Below are 13,036 nucleotides of genomic sequence, written 5' to 3' on the forward strand. Positions count from 1 at the left end.
GCACCGGACTGTGCGGCGGCAGACACTGGGACGCCTTGCGCGGCGTCAGCCGGCCAACGCCGCCGGCGCGGGTTTGCGGCCCTTGCCTGCGCGCGCAGGCGGCAAGCACAGTCCGCAGACGTAGCGGTGGCGCGCATCGTCGGCCTGCACGACATACTCGCCCCGGCAGTCCCTGCAGCGCGCCAGCCGCAGCATGCCGCGCTCATAGAAGCGCACCAGCGTCCAGGCGCGGGTAAAGCTGAGCTGCGAGGCCTCGCCGGTGGCGCACAGCTGTTCGCGGTACATGCGGTAGCTGGACAAGACCGCGCGGATCCCGTCCAGGCTGCCGCGGCTGGTCATGAAGCGGTAGGCGCCAAGCAGCATCGAGGCATGGGCATTCGGGCGCCAGGAGACAAACCAGTCCGTGGAGAACGGCAGCATGCCCTTGGGCGGCGACACCCCGCACAGCTCCTTGTACAGCCGGATCAGGCGCACGCGTGGCAGAGACACTTCGGACTCCAGCACCTGCAGGCGGGCGCCCAGGCCGATCATCTCGATTGCCAGGCGGATCTGCTCAACATCCTGCAGCATGCTCTTGCCGGGACGCGGGGGCCTGGCGCGCGGAACCGGGGCCGGTGAGCCGGCCACAGCCGTGCCGGCGATATCGTGTACATCCATTGTTCTCCTCCGATATATCGGGAATGGGCGCGGGCAAGCCGGTTGCTGATCCGGCTTGCCCGGGCCTGTCACCGATAATCATGACCCGGCGTGTCACCGTGCGCGGCACGGCTCCTCGCGGGTCCGGGGCTCAGGTTTCTCGTAGTCGAGGAGGATTTTTGGATCGATCGGGGCGTTATAACCATGACATGCATCAACAATCATATTTCCGCGATTATTGTGTGTCAGGTACGGCGCCTGGATTTAACCGTCCCCACCCCGGTGTAGGAGAAGTGCCCGCACGCTATCGGACTGACGCCGATTTCATTGGCAGGCCAATGGACTACGCTGCAAGAACACCAACGACGGAGCGACCCATGGCTGCGAACTTCCTGATCAGGCAGACGGCGCAAGGCTGGGAACTGGCGGTCGAAAGTGCCCGCAAGGGCCTGGTGCACTGCGAGGATCGCGAAATCGCCGTCAGTATCGGCATGGCTGCGGCCAGGCGGCGTGGCGTCGCGCTGATCGTGCAGGAGGAAGGGGGCGGCAATGACACCCCGAGCGGCATCACACCACTGGCTGCCTGAGAACAGGCCCGCCCCGCCCGATAGCGCGGTACGGCACCTGGCGTGCCATCAGAACACCCCAAGCCCCAATCCCGCTGCCAACCCCTCACCCAACTCCGCGCAACGCGCCAAGTCCCCGGCTTCGATCTGCTTGGGCGCAAGGATGCGCTCCGGTGTCTGCGCATGCGTACAGACGATCAGCCCCGGCGCCACGGCGTTGAGCCGCCAGCCGGTGGCGATGCGCTCGATCTGGCGCAGCGCATTCTGGCCATCGCTGCCGGCGCAGATCATGGTGGCGTAGGGGCGGCCGTTGATGCGGTCCAGCGCGGCGTAATAGCAGCGATCGAAGAAGTCCTTCATCATCCCTGCCATGGCGGCCAGGTTCTCCGGCGTGGCGAAGAGATAGCCGTCGGCGCCAAGGACATCGTCCGGGCCTGCCTCGGCAGCGGTCTTGAGTACGACCGTGATGCCGGGCTGCTGGCGGGCCGCGCCAGCGGCGGCCTCGGCCATCTGCCGGGTGCCTCCGGTCATGGTGTGATAGACGATCAGCAGCGTTTTCATGCTTGCGTGGGGGCGGTGTGCCGTACGCTGAAGACTGTATCACGCAGGCCGGCGACGACAGTTATCGTAGAATCCGGGGCAGCCATCCTGCGCGCCCGGCGCACGTGCCACCCCGTCATGCCGAAAGCCAAAGCCCCCGCTCTTGACCGCTCCGCCAGCGAGCAGGCCATCCAGTTGCTGGATGCCGCCACCGATCATGTTCTCGCCAATGGCCTGGGCGATCTGTCCTTGCGCAGCGTGGCGGATGCGCTCGGCACGAGCCACCGCATGCTGATCTACTACTTCGGCTCCGGGGATGGCTTCTGGCAGGCACTGTTGCATCGCATCCGCCATGCGGAGCAGGCCGCCCGCGAGCGCGTGATGGTGGAAGGCATGGCTCCCGAAGCCGCGATGGAAGCGGCGTGGGAGCGCTATTCCGCCCCAGGCTACCTGCCGATCATGCAGCTGATGTTCGAGATCTACGGCAAGGCCATCCGCGACCGCGAGCGCTTCAGCGGCTTTCTGGAAGACGTGGTCGGCAGCTGGACAACCACGTTGGCGACGCGCCTGCAGCGCGACCTCGGCCTCGGCGCTGCCGAGGCCGGGCTGCGCGCGCGCGTGGAACTTGCCACCATGCGCGGACTGCTGCTGGACCTGGTCACCACGGGTGACCGCAAGGGCACGACGGCCGCGCTGAAGTACTTCGCCGCCAGGATGGCGGCGCTTCCCCAAACCGGCAAGTAACGGTTTTTTCCCCGGAAATCCGCGTAAACCCCGATTTTTCCCATTCGTGTACCACGTGGTACATTGCATCCCACGCCTTGCGAACGAGGCGAATCGTGGCAAACCAACAGGGTGCAATATGGATCGGCGACAACTACTGGCCTGGGTGGCCGGGACTGCGGTGGCGATGGCGCTGCCAGGGATCGGGCAGGCGCAAACCTTCCCTTCGAAGCCCGTACGGCTGGTGGTGCCGCAGGCCGGCGGCACCGGCAATGATGTGCTGGCGCGCGCGCTCGCGGAAAAGCTCAGCCGTGCCTGGAACCAGCCGGTGGTGGTGGAGAACAAGCCCGGGGCCAACGGGACGCTGGCGATCAGCTATGTGATCGGGCAGCCCGCCGATGGCTACACGCTGTTCTTCGCCGGCGTTTCCAACCTGAGCTTCAATCCCTTCCTGTATCCGAAGCTGCCCTATAACCCGGGTCGGGACCTGACTGGCGTGGCGATGCTCGCCAACTCGCCCTTTGTCTTTGTCGCGGCGCCGTCGCTCAAGGCTATACGTTCCAGGATTTCGTGCGGATGGCCAAGGCTCGCCCCGGCGAGATCAGCTTCGCGTCGGGCGGCATCGGCAACTCCACCCACCTGGCGATGGAACTGGTCGCGCAACGCACCGGAGTCCGGCTGCAGCACGTGCCGTTCAATGGCAGCGGCGGCTCGACCAGCCTGATGAACGGGCAGACCCCGGTGATGATGAACGTGCTCGCGGGCGTGCAGCCTTACATCGCCGGCAAGAAGCTGATACCGCTGGCGGTCACCGGCGACAAGCGGCAGCCGGCTTTGCCCGCGGTGCCCACCTTCAAGGAGCTTGGCTATGACGTGCAGGTACCCGGGTGGTACGCGATCGTGGCCCGCTCAGGCACGCCTGCAGGCGTTATCCGCAAGGTCAATGCCGACATCAACCAGATCCTGGACGACCCGCAGTTCCAGGGGAAGCTTGCCTTCCAGTTCCTGGATGCAATCAAGGGGCCGCCGTCCGAGGTGGAGCGCTATATGAAGCGCGACGCCGATACCTGGGGCCCGATCATCCGCAACCTTGCCATTTCTCTCTGAGGACCGCTGCCATGGCACATCTCACCAAGGCCGTACAAGGCTATCGCCTGGCGGCGATGCACAGGCTGATGGACAAGCTGCGCGTCGATGCGCTGGTGTTCGGCACGCCTGACTTTTTCCAGTACGCGACCAATTTCCAGCTCGATGTCTGGCCGTGGGAGCGCCCGGTGTTCGTGGTGGTGCCGCGCAATGGCGACACCTTCGCGGTCATGAACGAGCTGTCGACCAACCATATGCGCTTTGCGACCGGGAAGGGCTCGGTCTGGCTTGCCGATGTCACCTACTACGCCGAGCATCCCCGTGTCTCGAATCGCCTGCCGCTGCCTGCGCAGCTGCCGGAAGTGGTTGCCGCGCTGCTGGGGGCCAGGGGGCTCGGCATGTCGCGGATTGCGGTCGACGTCCAGCATCCGATCCTGGCCGGTGCGCAGCGCTGCCTGCCTGAACTCACGCTGCGGCCCGCCATGGCGGAGATGCGCAGCCTGCGCTGGGTCAAGCATGCGGAGGAGCTGCAGGTCATGCGCGAGCTAGGTGCGCTGACAGACTGGGTGCAGGATCGCTACCGCGAGAACTTCCGGCCAGGCCGGCTGGTGCAGGAGCTTGACCACGCCATGGCGGCGCTGATGTCGGAGGAGGCGGCGCGGCGCTTTCCGGGCGAGGACTTCGACATCCTCAAATGCTGGACGCTGACCGGGCCAGCTTCGGCATCGCCGCATGGCGATGGCGCCGGATGCGGCGCACGGATTTCCGCCGGCGACACCATCGTCAACCTGGTGCTGCCGCGCCTGAACGGGCTGTATGTCGAGAATGAGCGCACCTGGTTTTGCGGCCGGCCCGGCGACGAGCAGGCGCGGTTCTACCAGGTTGCGGCAAAGGCCACCGACGCTGCCGTTGCCGCGGCGGTGGTCGGCAAGCGCGTCTGCGACATGGATGCGGCCGCGCAGGCTGTGATCGAGCAGGCCGGCTGCGGGGACTATGTCTTTCATCGCACCGGCCACGCGGTCGGTCTGATGCTGCATGAATACCCGGAGGACATGGCCTTCAATACCCGCCCGCTGCTTGCGGGAGAGGTGTATTCGGCGGAGCCGGGCCTCTATGTCTACGGCCTTGGCGGCTTCCGGCTGGACGATACCGTGGTGGTTGGCGACCAGCCGGAGGTCATCATCAAGACGCCGAAGACGCTGGAATACGCAACCGTGGACTAGGCGCCCGCAGCGTAGCTCAGTCGAGTGTCACCCCCGTATCCGCCGTCAGCTTGAGCACCACCGGCAGGTACGCCTTGTACGCCGCCTCTGCCTGTGCCGGGGTATTGCCGAGCGGTTCCGCGCCCATGTCCACGATGCGCCGCTGCATGTCGGCGCTGGCGACCAGGCTGGCGGTCTCGCGGCCCAGGCGGTCGATGATGTCCTGCGGCGTCTTCGCGGGCGCCATCAGCGTGATCGGGCCGGTCAGCCGGAACGGTTCGTCGGCGTAGCCGGCCTCGGCGAAGGTCGGCACGTCTGGCAGGCCCTGTGCGCGGCGCGTGCCGGTGACAGCGAGGGGCCGCAGCTTGCCGGTGGCGAAGTGTTGCTTGAGCGCGGTCACGGAGCCCACCGTCACGTTGACCTGGCCGGCGAGCAGGTCGGTCACCATGGGCCCTTCGCCGCGGTAGGGCACATGCAGCATGTCAGCCTGGTACTGCCTGGCGATGTAGGTCTGGATCGTATGCGGCTGCGTGCCCGCGCCCCACGACCCCATGCGCAGCTTGCCCGGCGATGCCTTGGCATAGGCCAGCAGTTCGGCAACGGTCTTGGCCGGCACGCTGCTGTTGACCGCCAGCACGGTGCGCGCGGTGGCGATGTCGGAGATCGGGCGCAGCTCAGTGCGCGGATCGTAGGGCAGCTTCTTGTACAGCGCCAGGTTGGACGTGATCGGGCCGGGAATGGTCATCAGCAGCGTATAGCCGTCAGGCGCCGACTTGGCGACGTAGTCGGTGCCGATGATGCCGCCGGCACCGCCCTTGTTCTCCACCACCACCGTCTTGCCGAGCTGGCGCGACAGGCCATCGCCGATGGTGCGCGCCAGCGTGTCGGTCAGCCCGCCCGGCGGGTAGGCGACGATCAGGTGGATGGGCTTGGCCGGGTAGGCGCCCTGTGCGCCGGCCGGGGCGGGCGCGGCGGCCAGGGCCAGCACGGTGAGCAGGGGCAGGGCGGCTTGCAGCAGCGGGCCGCGCAGCAGGTGGGCAGCGGTCGTCATGATGGCGTTGTCTCCTTGGGATGGATGGTCCGTGTTGCCCTACGTCGAAGGGGAAGTCTCACTCCAGCTTGATGCCGCGCGCCTTGATCAGCTTGCCCCATTTGCCGATCTCCTGGTCGATGAAGGCGGAAAACGCGCTGCCCGGCTCTGGCTGCGGCTCGAGCCCCAGCCCCAGCAGCTTCTTGCGGATCTCGGCATCGGCCAGCACGGCCGATGCCTCGCGGTTCAGGCGCTCGGAGACGGCGGGCGGCGTGCCGGCCGGCGCGACCAGGCCGAACCAGCCGTAGCCGACCATGCCCGGGTAACCCTGCTCGGCAAAGGTGGGCGCATCCGGATAGACCGGCGAACGCTGTTCCGAGGCCACTGCCAGCACGCGCAGCTTGCCGGCCTTGATAAAGGGCAGCGCCGAGGTGATGGCGGTCAGGGTGGCGTCCGCGCGGCCGGCCAGCAGTTCGGTATAGGCGGTGGCGTCGCCGCGGTAATGGACATTCAGCAGCTGGAACTTGCCGACCTGCCCGAATAGCTCGGCGGTCAGGTGCGGGCCGGAGCCTGCGCCCGGGGAGGCCAGCGTCACGCCATCCGGCTTGTCCCGGGCCATGCGCACGAAGTCGGACACGGTGCGGGCCGGCGAGCTGGCATTGACGATCAGGAAGACCGGGCCCAGCACGCGCGGTCCCACCGGCACGAAGTCCTTGTGGACGTCGTAGCGCTGGGCGATGCCTGCCGCGGTATTGATGGCGAAGGGCGCGGCAGCCCACAGCAGCGTGTAGCCGTCCGGCGCGGCACGGGCCACCTGCTCGGTGGCCAGGCGCGTGCCGGCGCCAGGCTTGTTCTCCACCACCACCTGTTGGCCCAGCTTGTGGCCAAGTGCCTCGGCAAGGATGCGGGCAGAGATGTCATTGGAGCCGCCGGCGCCATATGGCGACACCAGCTTGACCGGCCGCGACGGATACGTTTGCGCCTGCGCCGGGCTGGCCAGGCACAGCATCGCCAGGCCGGCCGTCAGCACGGCCCGGGCGAAGATTGTGGTCCGATTCATGATGCTTCCTTCATGCGGCGGATGGGTGGATAGCGGAAGGTGCGTTCCAGGTGCGTGGTGCCGGGCACGTAGAGGCGCAACGCTACATAGAACGGCTCCGCGGGTGCCGGCAGCCAGTTGCCGGCCAGGGCGTTCTCCGAAGGGGGTTGCGCGCCCAGCACGATGCGCAGGCTGCCATCGGGCGCCGGGCGCAGGGCCGGCGAGCGGTCGCCCAGCGAGTAGCGCTGCAGCGGGTTCTCGACCAGCATGCAGTCCGATTTACGGTACATGGTCAGCGACCAGAATGCGCCCACTTGGGGTAGTCCTTGCCGGGGAAACACCAGTTCATACTGGCGCCTGCCGTCCAGCGGCAAGCCGTCGCCATCGCAATCGGCCATCAGGTACATGGCTTCCTCAACGCCCAGCGCACCGATGTAGTTGCGCGCCACTTCGGCGCGCAGAGCGTAGTGGGTGCCGAACGAGGTGCGGATTTCCACCGGCAGGAACCAGCCGCCGCCCAGCGCGGAGACCCTGGGCGCGGCCAGTTCCGCGTCAACCTGCGTCAGCGCGGTGGCCAGCGCCGCGCGCTGTGCCCCGGTCAGCGGCGCGTTGCTGCCGATGCCGGCCGGGGCAAAGCTGCGGACCAGTTCCGCTTCGGCCGCGGGTGGCGGGTTCTCGCGCAGCATGCGGGTGACGACGGCGGCGTAGCGGTCGGGATCGGCCGGCCGCTCGCCGGCTTGCATGCCAGCATCGAATACGGTTGCTGCGCTGGTGCCGTCCGGCCGGCGCAGGCGGATGCCGTCCTGCAGGGCATGTGCACCCGGCAAATCGGCTTCGCCATCGGCCAGGATGCGGCCGATGATCCAGACCGCGTTGGTGGGGCAGGGCAGCGGCGTTGCGCCGGCCGGCACCTCGCCCCGCCAGGCTGGCCCATGCAGCAGCCAGGTGCCGCCTTGCGTGCCGGTGGTGCGGGTGCCGATATAGCCGAACGGGTTGGTATAGGCGTCGAGCAGGCCTAGCACGTAGTAGCGGCCGCGGCAGTCGGGCACGTCGAGCAGCAGCGGGCCGCCGGACAGGTCGAGCCACGCATTGGTGTAGAGCGTGTCGTTGTTCGGCGTGACGACCTGCCGGTGCTGCGGGCCGAGCAGCGTGCGCACGTGCGTGACCGTGTTGATCCAGCGCAGCGTTGTGTCGGGCCCGTCGCCGGCAAAGACCCCGGCGCCATCGCGCCGCGGGCAGGTGGCGGCACGCATGCGCGCCATCTCGTACAGCGGCAGCGTGTAGCGCACCGCGTCGCACGCCAGCGTGCCGAGCAGGTTGTCGTGGTGTTCCATGGCGCGCTCCATCAGGCAATGCGCCGCAAGGGCGGGATCACGTAGCCGCCGGCCATGAAGCCATCGGTCGGGTGGTAGAGCCGCAGGATCAGGTAGAACGGGCCGTCCGGTGCCGGCAGCCAGTTGTCCTGCGCCTGCGTGGGGCGCTGGTGCGAGATGGTCAGCGTGAGGCCACCGTCGACATCGTATTGCAGACCAGGACTGCGGTCGCCCAGCGCATAGCGCCCGATGGCGTTGTCGGTGAAGAAGCGGTCGGCGCCGTAGAGCGAGACCGACCAGAACGCCTGCGCCGGCGGCAGGTGTCCCGCGGGGAAGTGCAGGGCGTAGGCGTGGCGGCCGTGCAGCAGTTCGCCGTCGGCGTCGTAGTCGGCAGCGGCATAGACGGCCTCGTCGGCGCGCAGTGCGCCCAAGCCCTTCATCGCGGTGACCGCGCGCTGCATCCAGTCGTCGCCATAGCGGCCCAGCAGCAGGCTGTAGGTCCAGCTCTTGCGCGCATGGCTGCGGGTGTTGGCTTCGATCAGGGCCATGCCTTCGTGCCAGGCGCGGACCAGGCCCTGTTGCACCGCAGGCCGCAGCGCGCCCACATCGACGGCGTCGCCGGCGCGGATGCCGCATTTGCGCAGCAGCGACAGCAGGCCGGCGGCGGAAGGCTCGGCGGGATACTCGCGCAGGGCGTTGAAGATGTTGGCGAAGAAGTCCAGCGCGGGCTCGCCGCCCTCCTGCCAGTCGCGCACGCAGGCGGGCTGCATCCTGGCGCCGCCGGACAGGTAGAAGCCGTTCTCGAAGGCGCTCGCCGCCGGCAGATCGTCGGCACCCGTCACCAGCACGCGGCCCAGCAGCCAGACCAGTGCGGTGGGGCAGCGCACCACGTGGTCGCCTTCGGCCTGCTGCCCGGGGCCGGCCAGCACGATGTCGGCGCCGGCCGCGGGAACGTTGCGCGGGCCCAGGTTCTCGAAGTTGTTGGTCCAGGCGTCCAGCAGCTCCACCACGTAATAGCGGCTGGCGTCCGGCAGCGCCGGCACGTGCAGCGTGACCGGGCCGTCGGCCAGGTTGACCCAGGCGCAGAAGTAGAGCAGGTCATTGGCCGGGGTGACGATGTCGCGGTCCTTGTGTGTCCACTGGTGGGTGCTGGCCGACAGCACGTTGACGGGGGCACGGCCGTAGCCGGTGGCCTGGGCTACGGAGGTCTGCAGCCGGCAGGTGCGCAGGCTTTCAAACAGCGGATAGGTGGCAAGCACCAGCGGCAGCGCCGCCGCGGCGGTGAGGGCTTCCTGGGGCGTGTCGATGGGCGCGCCGGCAAGGAAGGGCGCAGCGGGTTGGTTCATGGCGTTGTCTCCGTCGGGTTTTGCTTTACTCGTTGATGCCGTCCCCGGCATGCAGCGTGACCACGGCATCGGCCGCGACCACGCCCTGGGCGGTGACGATCAGCGGATTGATCTCCAGCGTGTCCAGCCGCGGCCCGAGTGCGGCGGCGGCCTGCGACACGCGCGCCAGCACTTCGGCCACGGCATCGGCATCGACCGCGGGATGGCCGCGATGGCCGCACAGCAGCGCTTCGGCACGGCTTGCACGCAGCATGGTGCAGGCGCGGGCATGGGTCAGCGGGGCCAGGCCGAACGCGGTCTGCCGGAAGATCTCAACTGCCGTGCCGCCGATGCCGGCCAGCGCTACCAGCCCGAAGACCGGGTCACGCCGCACGCCCACCATCAGCTCGCCCCAGCCGCGCACCATGCCGGCGACCAGCGCGCCCTCGAAGCGCGCCGGGCTGCCGTGGTTGGTAGCGGCGGCCTGCACCTGCGCAAACGCCGCACGCACCGCCTGCGCATCGGCCACGTTCAGCACCACGCCGCCTACGTCGCTCTTGTGCAGGATGTCGGGCGAACACAGCTTGACGGCAACCGGGTAGCCGATGCCTTCGGCGATGCGCACGGCCTCGTCGGCATCGCGCGCCAGTCCGTGGGGTGCGGTGGGGATGCCGCAGGCGTTGAGCCACTGCATGGCTTCGAACTCGGACAGCGACGTAGTGTCGCGCGGAAGGTCCGGCGCAGCCAGGGCCGCGGCAGCTACGGCGGGCTTCGCATGTGCTGCCGCTGCCTGCGCGGCGGCGCGGGCCAGCACGGCCACGGCCTGCACCGCTTGGGCGGGTTCGCGGAAGACCAGCGCGCCGCGCGCTTCGAGCCAGCGGCGCTTTTCGTCATCGACCAGCCCGCTGAACAGCAGCGGCGCCGCGGTGCCGCTGCGGTGCAGGGTCTCGACAGCATCCTGCAGGCCAGGCCAGATGCGCGGCGCACCAACGCCGCCCGCCAGGAAGGCGACGACACTGCCGTAGTCGGGGCTTTGCGCCGCGGCGGCAATCGCGTCCAGCAGCACTTCCGGCTGCGCCACGATCTGCCCGGTGACATCGATGGGATTGGCCGTGCTGGCAAAGGGGATGGCGCTGCGCAGCGCAGTGGCCGCGGCTTCCGGCATGGGCGGCAGGGGCAGGTCCAGCGCCTCGGCCTGGTCGGCCATCATGATGCCGACGCCGCCCGAAACCGTGACCAATGCGACCGGCGTGACGGCGCTTTCCGGCTCTTTCGCCGAGGGCTGCCAGCGCGTCGGCCGACGCCCGCGCGAGAGCACGTAGCCCAGCCGGAAGAAGTCATCCAGCGTATGGGCGCGGAATACGCCGTACTCGTCGAAGACCGCCTGGTAGACGGCGTCCTCGCCGGCCAGGCTGGCCGTGTGCGATTGCGCGGAGCGGGCCCCGGCCTCGGTGGTGCCGACCTTGGTCACCACCACTGGCTTGCCCGCGGCACGCGCCGCCGCCAGCGCGCGGCGCAGGCGGGTGCCGTCGCGGCAGCCTTCCAGGTAGGCCAGGATCACGCGGGTGGCGTCGTCGTGCGCCAGCCATTCGATCACGTCGGCCACGTGCAGGCCGGCTTCGTTGCCGGTGGTGACCCAGTGACTCAGCCCCAGCGATGCCTCGCGCGCCAGCCCAAAGGCATAGGCGCCGAAGGCGCCGCTCTGGCTGACCAGCCCGACTTCGCCCAGCGGCGGCAGCCCGCTCAGCGGCATCGGCGAGAAAGTGGCAAAGACGCGCTCGCGCAGGTTCATCGCACCCAGGCAGTTGGGCCCCAGCAGCGTGATGCCGTGCGCTTGCGCGAGTGCCGCCAGTTCCGCCTGCATGGCGATGCCGTCGCCGCCGGTTTCAGCAAAGCCCGAAGTGAAGAACACCGCGGCGCGCGTGCCGTTGCGCGCCAGCTGGCGCATGGTGTCCAGGCTGGCACTGACCGGCAGCGCCACGATGGCGAGGTCGGCCGGTGTGTCCAGCGCATCCAGCGAGGGCACCGCAGCCAGCCCCTGTACTTCGCGCGCCGTGGCATGCACGGGAATGATGCGGCCGGCGTAGCCCAGTTCGCTCAGCAGCCGCACCGGCATGCCGCCCACCTTGTCGGGCTGGGTGGAGGCGCCGATCACGGCGATGGTGCGCGGCTGCAACAGGGCGCAGAGGTCTGGCATCGCTTGTCTCCGTATGCGTGCGCCATGACTTCCAAGACGGCGCCGCGAATCTTGTCATTGGTGTGTCCGAGCATGTTGTCATGACATGTTATGATGAGTCAATGTTGTTATGATAAGTAGAAGCCCGCATCGGACATGCCGTGAACACCGCCAATCTCGTGACAACAAGCTCCCTGCCTCGCTTCAAGCAGATCGAAGGCGCGCTGCGCCAGCGCATCGTCAACAACGAATGGACTCCGGGCATCAAGCTGCCGTCTGAGTCTGAGCTGATGGCTGAATTCGGCGTCAGCCGCATCACCGTGCGCCAGTCGCTGGCATCGCTGCTTGCCGAAGGGCTGATCGAGACGGTGCACGGCAAGGGCAGCTTTGTCAGCCGTCCGGCGGGGCAGGCGGACCTGGGGCCGTTGACTGGCTTTTTCGACTACATGCGCGCGCGCGGGCACGAAGCGCACGGCAAGCTGCTGTCGACGCGGCTGATCGCGGCGCCGGCCATCGCCACCGATGCGCTGCGCCTGCCGCCGGGAACCAGGCTGCTGTGCGTGACCATGCTCAAGTCAGTGGCCGGCGTGCCGGTGGCGGTCGGCATGACGATGGCGCCCGAACCGCTGATGCGCGCGATTCTGGAGCACGACCTGGAAAACCACGATGCCCTGATGATCGTGGAGGCCCGCCTGGGTTATCGCCTCAAGTACCTGCACACGGAGAGCGCAGCAATCCCTGCCAATGCCGAAACCGCGCGCCGGCTCAAGGTGGCGCCGGGCGAGCCGCTGCTGCGCATCCGGTTCACGCCGCACGACATCGACGAGAAGCCGCTGGCCTTCTCCGAATTCATGTTTCGTGGCGACAAGTTCACCTACAAAGCCTGCGTGCGGCGCTAGCGTCGCCTGGCAGTGGCGCCGGGGGAACTTTTGTGCCGGTGCCGTGGCCTGAACGGCATCGGCGCTGGCGTTAGAATGTGGCGCCCAGTTCTGCCCCAGCCCAGGAGTCCAAGATGCTCTCGCCGCTTTTCCCGCGTTCCCTGCCCACCGCGCTGGTGATGGCGTTGTCGGTCACGTGCGCGTCGGCGGCGCTGGCCGCGGGGCAGGATGAAGCGCCAAAGCCGCGCGGCAAGGACGAGGCCCCGGAGGCCCCGGTCGCCTGCATGAAGGCGGTCAAGGCAGCGCTGCCCAATCCCGCCAGCTTCAAGTGGGTCAGCGGCAAGGCCCGCAAGGTGGCCGAAGACGCCTACAGCGTGGTGGCCGACGTCGAATACCTGGCGCAGGACGGCGCCGTGCGCAAGGCCAAGGTCCAGTGCGACGTGCTGCGCGCCCCGGGCAACCAGTTCGTGGTGCCCAAGGTCAGGCTGCCGCAGCACTAGGTCCCGGCAGGCCAGCGCGGCA

At 68.4% G+C, this 13,036-nt stretch carries 13 protein-coding genes and 1 pseudogene; 7 read left to right on the forward strand and 7 right to left on the reverse strand.

What is annotated here, in order from left to right; all coding sequences use genetic code 11:
- Positions 1 to 45 precede the first annotated feature (45 nt).
- Positions 46 to 657, reverse strand: a complete 612-nt coding sequence (gene flhC, locus I6H87_RS23380) for a flagellar transcriptional regulator FlhC (RefSeq protein ID WP_011616889.1) — start codon at positions 655 to 657, stop codon at positions 46 to 48.
- Between the two features lie 356 nt (positions 658 to 1,013).
- Between flhC and I6H87_RS23385 the strand changes: the two genes are divergently transcribed.
- A complete protein-coding gene (locus tag I6H87_RS23385; RefSeq protein WP_041688042.1) occupies positions 1,014 to 1,223 on the forward strand; it encodes a hypothetical protein in 210 nt (69 codons plus the stop codon).
- Between the two features lie 48 nt (positions 1,224 to 1,271).
- Here I6H87_RS23385 and I6H87_RS23390 read toward each other — a convergent pair whose 3' ends face one another.
- Positions 1,272 to 1,763 (reverse strand): flavodoxin family protein, encoded by a 492-nt coding sequence (locus I6H87_RS23390; protein WP_010809639.1) that lies wholly within the window; start codon positions 1,761 to 1,763, stop codon positions 1,272 to 1,274.
- A gap of 117 nt (positions 1,764 to 1,880) precedes the next feature.
- Between I6H87_RS23390 and I6H87_RS23395 the strand changes: the two genes are divergently transcribed.
- From I6H87_RS23395 to I6H87_RS23405, 4 genes and pseudogenes are all read left to right on the forward strand, one after another.
- A complete protein-coding gene (locus tag I6H87_RS23395; protein ID WP_011616890.1) occupies positions 1,881 to 2,486 on the forward strand; it encodes a TetR/AcrR family transcriptional regulator in 606 nt (201 codons plus the stop codon).
- Positions 2,487 to 2,652: 166 nt separating this feature from the next.
- Positions 2,653 to 2,949, forward strand: a pseudogene (locus tag I6H87_RS34745) (Bug family tripartite tricarboxylate transporter substrate binding protein); the annotation flags it as partial.
- Between the two features lie 92 nt (positions 2,950 to 3,041).
- Complete coding sequence (locus tag I6H87_RS34750) at positions 3,042 to 3,572, forward strand: tripartite tricarboxylate transporter substrate binding protein (RefSeq protein ID WP_255266283.1); 531 nt, start codon at positions 3,042 to 3,044, stop codon at positions 3,570 to 3,572.
- An 11-nt stretch (positions 3,573 to 3,583) separates the two neighbouring features.
- The gene (locus I6H87_RS23405; RefSeq protein WP_010809642.1) at positions 3,584 to 4,774 is read left to right on the forward strand and encodes a M24 family metallopeptidase; all 1,191 of its coding nucleotides are present in this window, start codon (positions 3,584 to 3,586) and stop codon (positions 4,772 to 4,774) included.
- Between the two features lie 16 nt (positions 4,775 to 4,790).
- On the opposite strand, the gene I6H87_RS23410 is transcribed toward I6H87_RS23405, so the two are convergent.
- Genes I6H87_RS23410 through I6H87_RS23430 form a run of 5 tightly spaced genes read right to left on the reverse strand, consistent with a single transcriptional unit; the run spans position 4,791 to position 11,657 of the window.
- Positions 4,791 to 5,804, reverse strand: a complete 1,014-nt coding sequence (locus tag I6H87_RS23410; RefSeq protein WP_010809643.1) for a Bug family tripartite tricarboxylate transporter substrate binding protein — start codon at positions 5,802 to 5,804, stop codon at positions 4,791 to 4,793.
- Between the two features lie 58 nt (positions 5,805 to 5,862).
- On the reverse strand, positions 5,863 to 6,843 hold the full coding sequence (locus I6H87_RS23415) for a Bug family tripartite tricarboxylate transporter substrate binding protein (protein ID WP_011616891.1): 981 nt from the start codon (positions 6,841 to 6,843) through the stop codon (positions 5,863 to 5,865).
- Positions 6,840 to 8,156, reverse strand: coding sequence for a DUF1254 domain-containing protein (locus I6H87_RS23420; RefSeq protein WP_011616892.1), 1,317 nt, complete (start codon positions 8,154 to 8,156; stop codon positions 6,840 to 6,842). The genes I6H87_RS23415 and I6H87_RS23420 overlap by 4 nt, the downstream gene beginning before the upstream one ends.
- Positions 8,157 to 8,167: 11 nt before the next feature.
- Positions 8,168 to 9,481: a DUF1254 domain-containing protein gene (locus I6H87_RS23425; RefSeq protein ID WP_010809646.1), complete on the reverse strand. Its 1,314-nt coding sequence runs from the start codon at positions 9,479 to 9,481 to the stop codon at positions 8,168 to 8,170.
- 25 nt (positions 9,482 to 9,506) lie between these two features.
- Positions 9,507 to 11,657 (reverse strand): acetate--CoA ligase family protein, encoded by a 2,151-nt coding sequence (locus tag I6H87_RS23430; RefSeq protein WP_011616893.1) that lies wholly within the window; start codon positions 11,655 to 11,657, stop codon positions 9,507 to 9,509.
- Between the two features lie 140 nt (positions 11,658 to 11,797).
- Here I6H87_RS23430 and I6H87_RS23435 point away from each other — a divergent pair, with 140 nt between their 5' ends.
- Positions 11,798 to 12,535, forward strand: a complete 738-nt coding sequence (locus tag I6H87_RS23435; RefSeq protein WP_010809648.1) for a GntR family transcriptional regulator — start codon at positions 11,798 to 11,800, stop codon at positions 12,533 to 12,535.
- 113 nt (positions 12,536 to 12,648) lie between these two features.
- The gene (locus I6H87_RS23440) at positions 12,649 to 13,014 is read left to right on the forward strand and encodes a DUF2880 domain-containing protein (RefSeq protein ID WP_011616894.1); all 366 of its coding nucleotides are present in this window, start codon (positions 12,649 to 12,651) and stop codon (positions 13,012 to 13,014) included.
- The last annotated feature ends 22 nt before the right edge of the window (positions 13,015 to 13,036 follow it).

Origin of the sequence: Cupriavidus necator (genome assembly GCF_016127575.1) — a bacterium.
Lineage (GTDB): Bacteria > Pseudomonadota > Gammaproteobacteria > Burkholderiales > Burkholderiaceae > Cupriavidus > Cupriavidus necator_D.

What these genes read in the sequence shown, in the direction of transcription:
- I6H87_RS23425 (WP_010809646.1), bottom strand. Translation starts at nt 9,481, where the DNA reads ATGAACCAACCCGCTGCGCCCTTCCTTGCCGGCGCGCCCATCGACACG.
- I6H87_RS23410 (WP_010809643.1), bottom strand. Translation starts at nt 5,804, where the DNA reads ATGACGACCGCTGCCCACCTGCTGCGCGGCCCGCTGCTGCAAGCCGCC.
- I6H87_RS34750 (WP_255266283.1), top strand. Translation starts at nt 3,042, where the DNA reads ATGGCCAAGGCTCGCCCCGGCGAGATCAGCTTCGCGTCGGGCGGCATC.
- I6H87_RS23385 (WP_041688042.1), top strand. Translation starts at nt 1,014, where the DNA reads ATGGCTGCGAACTTCCTGATCAGGCAGACGGCGCAAGGCTGGGAACTG.
- flhC (WP_011616889.1), bottom strand. Translation starts at nt 657, where the DNA reads ATGGATGTACACGATATCGCCGGCACGGCTGTGGCCGGCTCACCGGCC.
- I6H87_RS23440 (WP_011616894.1), top strand. Translation starts at nt 12,649, where the DNA reads ATGCTCTCGCCGCTTTTCCCGCGTTCCCTGCCCACCGCGCTGGTGATG.
- I6H87_RS23405 (WP_010809642.1), top strand. Translation starts at nt 3,584, where the DNA reads ATGGCACATCTCACCAAGGCCGTACAAGGCTATCGCCTGGCGGCGATG.
- I6H87_RS23420 (WP_011616892.1), bottom strand. Translation starts at nt 8,156, where the DNA reads ATGGAACACCACGACAACCTGCTCGGCACGCTGGCGTGCGACGCGGTG.
- I6H87_RS23395 (WP_011616890.1), top strand. Translation starts at nt 1,881, where the DNA reads ATGCCGAAAGCCAAAGCCCCCGCTCTTGACCGCTCCGCCAGCGAGCAG.
- I6H87_RS23415 (WP_011616891.1), bottom strand. Translation starts at nt 6,843, where the DNA reads ATGAATCGGACCACAATCTTCGCCCGGGCCGTGCTGACGGCCGGCCTG.
- I6H87_RS23430 (WP_011616893.1), bottom strand. Translation starts at nt 11,657, where the DNA reads ATGCCAGACCTCTGCGCCCTGTTGCAGCCGCGCACCATCGCCGTGATC.
- I6H87_RS23390 (WP_010809639.1), bottom strand. Translation starts at nt 1,763, where the DNA reads ATGAAAACGCTGCTGATCGTCTATCACACCATGACCGGAGGCACCCGG.